4 protein-coding genes and 3 pseudogenes are annotated in these 8,897 nt (G+C 66.8%); 3 read left to right on the plus strand and 4 right to left on the minus strand.

Annotation, left to right across the window (positions count from 1 at the left end; genetic code table 11):
* Window positions 1-415 precede the first annotated feature (415 nt).
* Together ACWF9Z_RS36220 and ACWF9Z_RS36225 are read left to right on the plus strand one after the other, a co-directional pair.
* The gene (locus ACWF9Z_RS36220) at window positions 416-844 is read left to right on the plus strand and encodes a transposase (protein WP_453609816.1); all 429 of its coding nucleotides are present in this window, start codon (window positions 416-418) and stop codon (window positions 842-844) included.
* 100 nt (window positions 845-944) lie between these two features.
* A complete protein-coding gene (locus ACWF9Z_RS36225) occupies window positions 945-1,640 on the plus strand; it encodes a CDP-diacylglycerol diphosphatase (RefSeq protein WP_453609818.1) in 696 nt (231 codons plus the stop codon).
* Between the two features lie 122 nt (window positions 1,641-1,762).
* Here ACWF9Z_RS36225 and ACWF9Z_RS36230 read toward each other — a convergent pair.
* From ACWF9Z_RS36230 to ACWF9Z_RS36240, 3 genes and pseudogenes are all read right to left on the minus strand, one after another.
* Window positions 1,763-2,737: pseudogene (locus ACWF9Z_RS36230) on the minus strand (IS3 family transposase); the annotation flags it as partial.
* Between the two features lie 91 nt (window positions 2,738-2,828).
* Complete coding sequence (locus ACWF9Z_RS36235) at window positions 2,829-6,950, minus strand: nSTAND1 domain-containing NTPase (protein ID WP_453609819.1); 4,122 nt, start codon at window positions 6,948-6,950, stop codon at window positions 2,829-2,831.
* Between the two features lie 12 nt (window positions 6,951-6,962).
* Complete coding sequence (locus tag ACWF9Z_RS36240; RefSeq protein WP_453609821.1) at window positions 6,963-7,307, minus strand: CU044_2847 family protein; 345 nt, start codon at window positions 7,305-7,307, stop codon at window positions 6,963-6,965.
* Between the two features lie 339 nt (window positions 7,308-7,646).
* Between ACWF9Z_RS36240 and ACWF9Z_RS36245 the strand changes: the two are divergent.
* Window positions 7,647-8,069, plus strand: a pseudogene (locus ACWF9Z_RS36245) (Imm21 family immunity protein); the annotation flags it as partial.
* Between the two features lie 65 nt (window positions 8,070-8,134).
* On the opposite strand, the pseudogene ACWF9Z_RS36250 reads toward ACWF9Z_RS36245, so the two are convergent.
* Window positions 8,135-8,808 (minus strand): annotated as a pseudogene (locus tag ACWF9Z_RS36250) (IS3 family transposase); the annotation flags it as partial.
* Window positions 8,809-8,897: the final 89 nt, after the last annotated feature.

The raw sequence follows: 8,897 nt of genomic DNA on the forward strand, positions 1-8,897 counted from the left end.
GCGCTGGGGGCCTCGCGGGGGGTCCATCATACCACGCTCATTATTTCGGGCCGCGCCGCGTTTTTTGGGGCGGCCCGCAACTAAAATACCGAGGCTAGTAAGCAGCGTTTCGCTCTCTGCCTGGTCAGAGGCGTTGTCGGGAGTGTATGCGGCCTCTCAAGCCACGCGCCCTGTGCCGATTCCGCCGTCGTTCGTGAGCATACTGAGGGAACCCGTCCAGCGGTTCGGCTTGGCGCCGCCAGACGGCCGTCTCTTCCGTAACGCCGCCGACAACCAGGCGGACGCCAGCACTACGGACTGGTCCAGAATCCGGCCCGTGTATGGCCCGGAACAGCTGGTCAGAAGTGGGAAGATACACGCTGCTGCCTCTCCCCTCGTAGCGTGGAGACCGTGACTGCAGGGGATGTTGAGAGTCATGGCGGAGAAGCGACGGAGGTTCGAGCCGGAGTTCCGTGAGGGGGCTGTACGGATCGTGACGGAGAGCGGCAAGTCGATCCCTGCGGTCGCGGAGGACTTGGGGATCAACGAGACCACGCCGGCCAGTTGGGTGTCCCGGGCCCGCCGCGCGGGGACCGCGCCAGCGAGCGCGAGCGACGAACTGGAGCGGCTACGGCGGGAGAATGCCCAGCTCAAGCGGGACAACAAGGAACTGGCGAGCTACACCCCCCTGAGCACGCACCACACAACCCGTCAACACGCACCGGCGCACACCAGGCGCACTCGGCCACCTCACCACCCAAGCGGAGCAGAAAATTCCGTAACGGCTGGTCTGCATAATTCTTCGCACAGGAACACGGAAATCGCAGACCAGGAGGTGGTACAGCTACATCCTGCGGGTGATTAGTTCAGCTGGCTGGTTATCTGTTCGATATTGCGGGGATTCCTGACTGCAGTCGATCCGGAACGCAGGATTTCGGACGACTCGACAGCCGCGGAGGCATGCTATGTCCACAGAGAATCAGGAGATCGCTACCGGTGCCGATCCTTTCGTTGACGACTGCGGTAGCCCGACGGACGACGGATACCTATGGAAGGAAATCCAGGCGTGCGTCCTGAAGAACCCCGGACCCTGTCTGGAAGTAGAGAGCCAGTGGGGGGTGATGGCGGGCCGGAAGGGAAGCACGACGGACTTTCAGTTGGTCCCGACGGAGCGCCTCAAAGGGATCGAGTGCCCCAAGATCTGGTCCAGCACCGCTGCCGACTACTGGACGGCCGCGCAAAGCAGGATCCCCCACTACTTCAAGAACCCAGGGGCGGCCGGACTGGGCATCAACTCCAAGCAGGCCCGCAGACAGGACCAACTGCACATCCACATGTCCCACTTCGCTCCAGAGGCGTTGCGCGACCTCCAGGGATACGACCAGCAGCAGAAGATCCCCGATGTGACGAAGTGGAAATCCACGGTGCTTCCCGTGACGGGCTTCAAATCGGAGACCCGCAACTACCGGGTGATGAAGTCCCCCAACCTCAGCGGCAACCTCTTCTACGCTCTCAGGCATTACGTGGTCGGGGACGACAACAAGATGCAGTACCAGACGATGATCGTGCTTCCGGCGACGCACGGCTTCTACATCCTGAACAGTGAGAGCAGCCTCCACAGCGGTACCGACACCTGCGACCACATCCTCGACTGCGCATGAGCACCCCACCCCCGCGACCCGGCACGCGTCGTACGAGTACGACCGTTGCCCTTCCCCAGGGTTCGACCTCTGCCTTTTCGATACCCTGGATGCCGGGCCGTCTGAAAGAGCGTCTTGTCCCGCCGAGGGTGGAGCAATTCGCGCTGGAGACCCTGGATGAACGACGCGGCGAAGGCATTGTCGTAGCTCGAGCCGACCCGGCCCATGCTGCGGCGGATGCGGTGCCGCAGGCAGACCTCGGCGAAGGCGGCCGCCTTGTACTGGGCGCCCCTGTCGGTGTGGAAGCGACGCCGCGGACCCGGCCGCCACGGGAGGCCACGGCCATCTCGATCGCGTCGGTGACCAGCGAGGTACACATGTGGTCCGCGATCGACCAGTCCACCACCTTCCTCGAGCAGATGTCGATCACCGTAACGAGGTAGAGCCACGTCGCACCGACGGCCATGTACGTAATGTCGCCGCACCACCCGGTGTTCAACCTGTCCGCGTTGAAGTTGCGCAACACCAGGTCCGGCACGGGCGGCGCGGCCCTGTCCGCGATCGTCGTCCGCTTCTTCCTCCGCAGGTGCCGGCCGACGATGTCGTTGACCCGCATCAGCCGAATCACCCGCTTGCGGTTTACACCCCGTCCCCTCGCCCTTCTCCTCGGCCCGGCGTTCTGCGCGGGCCTGCTCGGTGGCCAGGTGCCGGTAGTAGCCGGCCCGGGATACCTCGAGCACCCGGCAGATCCGCTTGACGCCGACGTCGGTGCGGTTCTCGGAGATGAAGTCCCAGCGGCGGGTCTCACTTCACCTCCCGGGCGAAAGAGGCGGCTGCCCGGCGCAGGATCTCGCGCTCGAGGCGCCACTCCTGCCCGGCTTTCAGCAGCTGGCGTTCTCCGTACGCAGCCGGGCCAGCAAGTCCGTGGTGCCCACGCTGCGCTCAGGGCCCTCGGGCGAGGCTTGGCCCCCGTCCTTGCGGACCCACGGCCGTAGCGACTCCGTGGCGATATCGAGCTCCGCGGCCACCGCCGCATACGTTCGCTTCCCAACCGAGGCACGATAGAGAGCGACAGCGTCCTTCCTGAGCTCCTCCGGATACGGAGACCTGCGTCCCACCTGAACATCCCTCCCTGGACCATCAAGATCTATTGTCAGGGTGTCCACTCCAAGGGATCAGCCTCACAGTCGGGATACCCCGGTCGGGACTTCAGCCGGCAGGGCACACGATGCCGACGGATTGGCCTTTCAGGTACGCCGTCCGTTCCTCCGGGGTGAGATTGCGGTTGACGGCCTGACAGATCTTCTTGTTCGCCTCGGCGGGCCGCGGGAGGCCTCCGTCCCACAGTCGCACGGTGTTGTCGTCGCTGCCGCTGGCGAGCGTTTTCCCGTCGCGGTTGAACGCCACCGACTCCACCGGTCCGTCGTGGCCGGTCAGGGTGGTGCGGGTTTTGCCAGTGGCCGCGTCCCACAGTCGCACGGTGTTGTCGTCGCTGCCGCTGGCGAGGGTTTTCCCGTCGCGGCTGAACGCCACCGACTCCACCGGTCCGTCGTGGCCGGTCAGGGTGGTGCGGGTTTTGCCAGTGGCCGCGTCCCACAGTCGCACGGTGTTGTCGCCGCTGCCGCTGGCGAGGGTTTTCCCGTCGCGGCTGAACGCCACCGAGTTCACCGGTCCGGCGTGGCCGGTCAGGGTGAAGAGGCTCGTTCCGGTGGCCATATCCCATAGCCACACAGTGTTGTCGCCGCTGCCGCCAGCGAGGGTTTTCCCGTCGGGGCTGAACGCCACCGAGGTCACGGCGCCGTCGTCTTCCAGCGTAGTACGGGTTTTGCCGGTGGCTACGTCCCACAACTGCACGGAGGTACCGGCGGTGCCGCCGGCGAGGGTTTTCCCGTCGGGGCTGAACGCCACCGAGTACACGGCGCCACTGTAGTCGCTTGGCAGGATGGTACGGGTTTTGCCGGTAGCTACGTCCCACAGCCGGACAGTGGTGTCGTCGCTGCCGCTGGCGAGAGTTCTTCCGTCGGGGCTGAACGCCACGGCCCACACCGGTCCGGTGTGGCCTTTCAAGGGTGTGCGGGTTTTGCCGGTGGCTACGTCCCACAGCCGGACGGTGTTGTCGTCGCTGCCGCTGGCAAGGGTTTTCCCGTCGCGGCTGAACGCCACCGAGTTCACCGGTCCGGCGTGGCCGGTCAGGGTGGTGCGGGTTTTGCCAGTGGCTACGTCCCACAGCCGGACGGTGGTGTCCTCGCTGCCGCTGGCGAGAGTTTTCCCGTCGCGGCTGAACGCCACGGCCCACACCGGTCCGGTGTGGCCTGGCAGGGTGGTGAGGGTTTTGCCGGTGGCCGCGTCCCACAGTTGTACGGCGTTGTCTTTGCTGCCGCTGGCGAGGGTGTGTCCGTCGGGGCTGAACGCCACCGATGTCATGGCACTGGCGCCTTCCAGAGTGGTGCGGGTTTTGCCGGTGGCCATGTCCCACAGCCGGACGGTGGTGTCCTCGCTGCCGCTGGCAAGGGTTCTTCCGTCGGGGCTGAACGCCACGGCCCACACCGGTCCGGTGTGGCCTGGCAGGGTGGTGAGGGTTTTGCCGGTGGCCGCGTCCCACAGTTGTACGGCGTTGTCGTAGCTGCCGATAGCGAGGGTGCGTCCGTCGGGGCTGAACGCAACGTCCGACACCAAGCCGTCGATGTGACCTTTCCAGTGCGTGCGGGTTTTACCGTTGGCTATGTCCCACAGCTGGACGGTGGTGTCGCCGCTGCTGGTGGCGAGGGTCTTCCCATCGGGGCGGAACGCCACCGAAGTCACGGGGGCGGGGCCGGACTCTACGGTGAGGGTGGTGAGGGTTTTGCCGGTGGCTACGTCCCACAGCTGGACGGTGTTGTCGGCGCTGCCGGTGGCGAGGGTCTTCCCATCGGGGCTGAACGCCATGGCCCACAAGTCAGTGTGGCCTTTCAGCGTGGTGCGAGTCTTTCCGGTGGCCATGTCCCACAGTCGCACGGTGTTGTCGTCGCTGCCGGTGGCGAGGGTTTTCCGGTCGCGGCTGAACGCCACGGACAACACCCGTCCGGTGTGTCCGGTCAAGCGCCGCTGCAGCGGGAGGGCTGCAGCGTTTTCCAGGCTTTCGGCAGCTTCGGGGGTGTGGCTGGTGCGGTAGGCCTGGATGGCGAGCAGTCCGGCGAGGTCGGGGTTTGAGCTGCTGAGCGTGTTGGACTGGGTCGCGAGCTGACGGGAAACGGCTTCCTGCCGCTCGGCGTTGACTGTCTGCCACTGCCAGAGGGCTCCTCCGGCGGCGATGAGCGCGAGGGAGAGCAGGGTGGCCAGGATCGTGTTGAGTCGTCGGCTGCGCCGGATGACGGCTCGCTGGTGTTCCTTGCTGGTGGTGAGGAAAGCCTCGATGTCGCCTGGCAGACGGCGTTGCTGTGACCATTCGAGGCCTTCTGCAAGCGCTGTTCCCCCGAGCAGGTCTTCAGAGTGCTTCCCTTCGCCCCAGCGTGCGCGGCGTGTGCGGGCGTGGTCGAGCCACTCCTGGAAGCGGTGGTCCTGGCTGACCCATTCGCGCAGGGTGCCCCAGTCGCGGATGAGTGCGTCATGGATCAGTTCGGCCACTGGCGGTGCGGGAGGGGGGCTGGGGCCAGGGGAGACGCGGGGTGTGTGGGCGGTGATGATGCGATGACGAGTGAGGTGGGCGAGGACGTCGTCGATGTCGTTGCCGCTGTCGGGCCCTGCGCTGACGTCGGTTGCCAGTTCGCGCAGTTCTTGCAGGGAGACCTGTTTGCGGATGGCGGGGATGTTGTGGCGGGGGTCGGCGGAGCGCACCAGGGAGGTCAGGATGCGCTGTGCGATGGGATGGTGTCCGGGGGGCAGCTGGTTGAGGGCGGTATCGCACCAGGTGGTCAGGCTGCCGGTGACTCCGCCGATGCGCTGGTAGGCGTCGTGCGTGAGGTATCCGTCGTCGCGTCTTTGCCACAGCTGGCTGAGTGTCAGCTCCAGTAGCGGCAGCACGGTGACCGGTGCCCGGCGGGCGATGGGCCCCTGGGGGGTGGTGGCCAGGGCGTCTTTGATGATCTGTTCGGGCAGCCCCTGCTCGAAGTGGGCACCTGCGTTCAGGGCGGGCAGGGTGATGATGTCGTGCAGGTCGTCCTCGCTCAGGGCGCCTGGAATGTTCAGCAGTCCCGGCATCGCTGCTTCCAGCAGCTTGGGTGCCAGGGCGGCCTGTTGGGGGTAGAAGTCGTCACGCATGATCAGGATCACGTCGAGCTCGGCGTGTGATCTGACGGCCTTGGTGATCTGATCCGTGGCAGCCAGGCGCCGCTCCTGCTCGTGTCGTGCGGAGGTCTGGGTGAAGAGCTCTTCGAACTGGTCGATGATCAGCACGACACGCCGGTAGGCGGGCTCGGCAGCGAGTCTGCGGGCGACTGCTGTGGCGATGCCGTCGCTGAGTGTCCCGGGCAGTCCGGCGCGCTCGATTTCGGCCAGAAGGTCCTGCCTCGGCCGGGTGAGTACGGGCAGCCACGAGTCACTGCCCGGTAGCTTGCCCGCAGCCAGCACCGGCAGGACGCCGGCCTGGATCAACGACGACTTACCCGAGCCGGACGGCCCGAGCAGCAGCGTGACCCGCTGCTGCTCGGCCAGGTTCGCCAGCACCTGACGCACCGCGTCCTTCCGGCCCTCGAACCAGTGCGCTTCGTCCACGGTGAACGGCTCCAGCCCCCGGTAGGGGCACACGTCCCGTATGGCCAGCTCGGGCCAGATCTCCCGCAGTACCTGCACCGGTGTGACATAGGCGATCCCCTGCCCCCTCTCGTGGTCGTCGGGGACGGTGATCTCGGTGAGCACGCCGACGACCAGGCCGGTCACCTCGTCCACGACCGGCCCGCCGCTGAAACCGGTGGTCAGGTCGTTGGCGGCGGTCAGCTGGAGATGACTGCTCCTGGTCTCGGTGGCGGGCAGCAGATCGCCGGCCTCGCCGTAGCCGAAGTGCCCGCCGGGCGCTGCCTGGGCGGGGAACCCGAACGATCGCACCCGGTGGCCCCGAGAACCGGCGGCAGAGCCCAACGGCAACGCCGTCAGGCCCAAGGAACTCTCGCTCAGGCGCACGATCGCCACGTCTTCGTCCTCAGGGCCACGCCACGGCTCCTCCAGGACAAGTCCCTCGACCCGGTGCCCACCATCCGCGTGCGGGAAAGCCAGCAGCAGGACCTCACCGGGTCCGGATCCGGCAGTGCGTACGACGTGTGCACAGGTGACCAGGATGTCCTCAGCTACCAGGAAACCGGCTCCGGCCACCTGACCGTCCGGTCCGAGGACCTGGGCGACGACGGAGGTGACGTCCATGGGAGCAGCCTTTCAGGCCTCGTCCGTACCGGGACAGCCCTGACTGTTGTCCTTCTTCCACATCATGGTCACCTTCAAGTGGCAGTTGGCGCTGCTCTTGGTGACCACGGCCCCCGCCTCGACCGCGAGGTCGACACCGAACTCGACCGTGATCGCGTCCGGGCCGGCCTTGCGCAGTTGGTCGAGCGTGGCACGCGCCGCTGCGGTGACCGGCCCCAAGGCCTCTTGCAGACTCCCCGGCAGGTCGTGGATGGCATCGCTGACACGCCCCGCCTTCACCGGCCCGACCTGCGCGGCCGGAGCCTCGACCAGGAGGGAAGCCCCGTCTCCCAACGGAATGCGAGCCAGATACGTCAAGGCTCCTCCAGCGTGTGCTGGCCGGTGTCGCAGCCTTTGTGCCTCTTCCTCAGCATGCCACCGCCCGGCGCGGGTCGCGCTCCAGGCGGTGTCGGCGCACTGTGGAAGGCAGAGAGACCCTGGACACGATGCACCATGTCCAGGACCTGCACAGGCGGCAAGTACGACGGCGGACCCATAACCGCGACTTGAACGCCGGCCGCACGCACTTCCTGCAACACGGCATAGTCCGGCGTCGGGGTCTGCCGCACGATCGGGTGACATCTGATCTGGCCTGTCTGTGTGCCGGGACGTCACCTGGCCGTGATTGTTGTCACCGGTGGCCTGTAGCTTCCTCGCATGGCGAGGTATGCAGATCCAGGTGCGGTCGAGTGGGTGGAGTCCGGTGGCGGGCCGTTGATCGTTGTGCCCGAAGCAGTCTTGTCTTCGCGGTCCGGCGCAGACAGCGACGAGTCTGAAACCGACTACGACAGGGCCTGCGGCGTCGAAGGGGATGCCGGCCTGGTGGCGGTCGGGCAGTTGCAGGCCCTGGTCCTCGGTGATGACCCCGCCTCGACGTCCTTCCTCCCGGAGCATGGCCTGTTCGTGCGGTGGTGCGCCGCAGAATCGGAGGAGGAGGTTCTCGGCAGCGTTGATGCCGCGCGCGCTGATGCCGCCTGGGAGTCTGAGCAGCATTGGGACGCGCCGGGGCCAGTGATGTTGTTCGACGCGGCTTGGCCTGGTGACGCGTTGGAGCCAGAAAACCATCTGCGGGTGGAACTGAGGTGACCCCCGGAGTGTGGACACAGGGGTTCATGCTGCGAGTTGGAGTTTATTGTCGTGTGGTGCTGCTGTTCGAACTCCATCGGGGAGAGGCGGCCCAGCGCGCTGTGGCGCCGGCGGGCGTTGTCGTAGCTCGAGCCGACCTTGCCCGTGCTCCTGCGGATGGCGTACCGGTCGCAGACCTGCGCGAACGCGGACGACGTGTAGTGCGAGCCCCTGTCCGCGTGGAAGATCACCCCGGATACGTCACCGCCGCGGGCCGCGACCGCGGCCTGGAGCGCGTCGATGACGAGTCCGGCCCGCATGTGCGAGGCCATCGAGAAGCCGAGCACTCGGCGCGAGCGGTGAAGTCCCGTTAAACCAGATCCGGCACCGGCGGCGCAAGCGGGTCTGCGATCGTGGTCCGCTTCCCCTTGCGCAGGTGGCGGCCGACGGTGTGGTGCTTGCGCATCAGACGCGCGACGCGCTTGCGGTTGACGGCGTGGCCGAAGCCGCGCAGTTCGGCATGGATGCGCAACGCGCCGTAGTGTCCGCGGTGCTCGGCGTGGATCTCGCGGATCTCGGCGACCAGGGCGTCATCGGCGGCCTGCCGCTCGGCCTGCGCCTTGGCGCCGGCGATCCACCGGCAGTAGCCGGAGCGGGAGACGTCCGGCACCCGGCATATCCGCGTGATGCCGAACTTCTCGGCGTGGGCGGAGACGAAGTCCCAAGCGGCGGTCTTCACTTCATCTCCGATCCTGGTGGCTAATTCAGGCGACGAGGGAGAGATTTAGTCGGGCGAGGTGGCTGGTGCGGGTGCGGTCGAGGGGGTGGCCGTTCCACCAGGCG

This window comes from Streptomyces sp. NPDC054961 (genome assembly GCF_053609145.1).

What these genes read in the sequence shown, in the direction of transcription:
- ACWF9Z_RS36220 (WP_453609816.1), top strand. Translation starts at nt 416, where the DNA reads ATGGCGGAGAAGCGACGGAGGTTCGAGCCGGAGTTCCGTGAGGGGGCT.
- ACWF9Z_RS36235 (WP_453609819.1), bottom strand. Translation starts at nt 6,950, where the DNA reads ATGGACGTCACCTCCGTCGTCGCCCAGGTCCTCGGACCGGACGGTCAG.
- ACWF9Z_RS36225 (WP_453609818.1), top strand. Translation starts at nt 945, where the DNA reads ATGTCCACAGAGAATCAGGAGATCGCTACCGGTGCCGATCCTTTCGTT.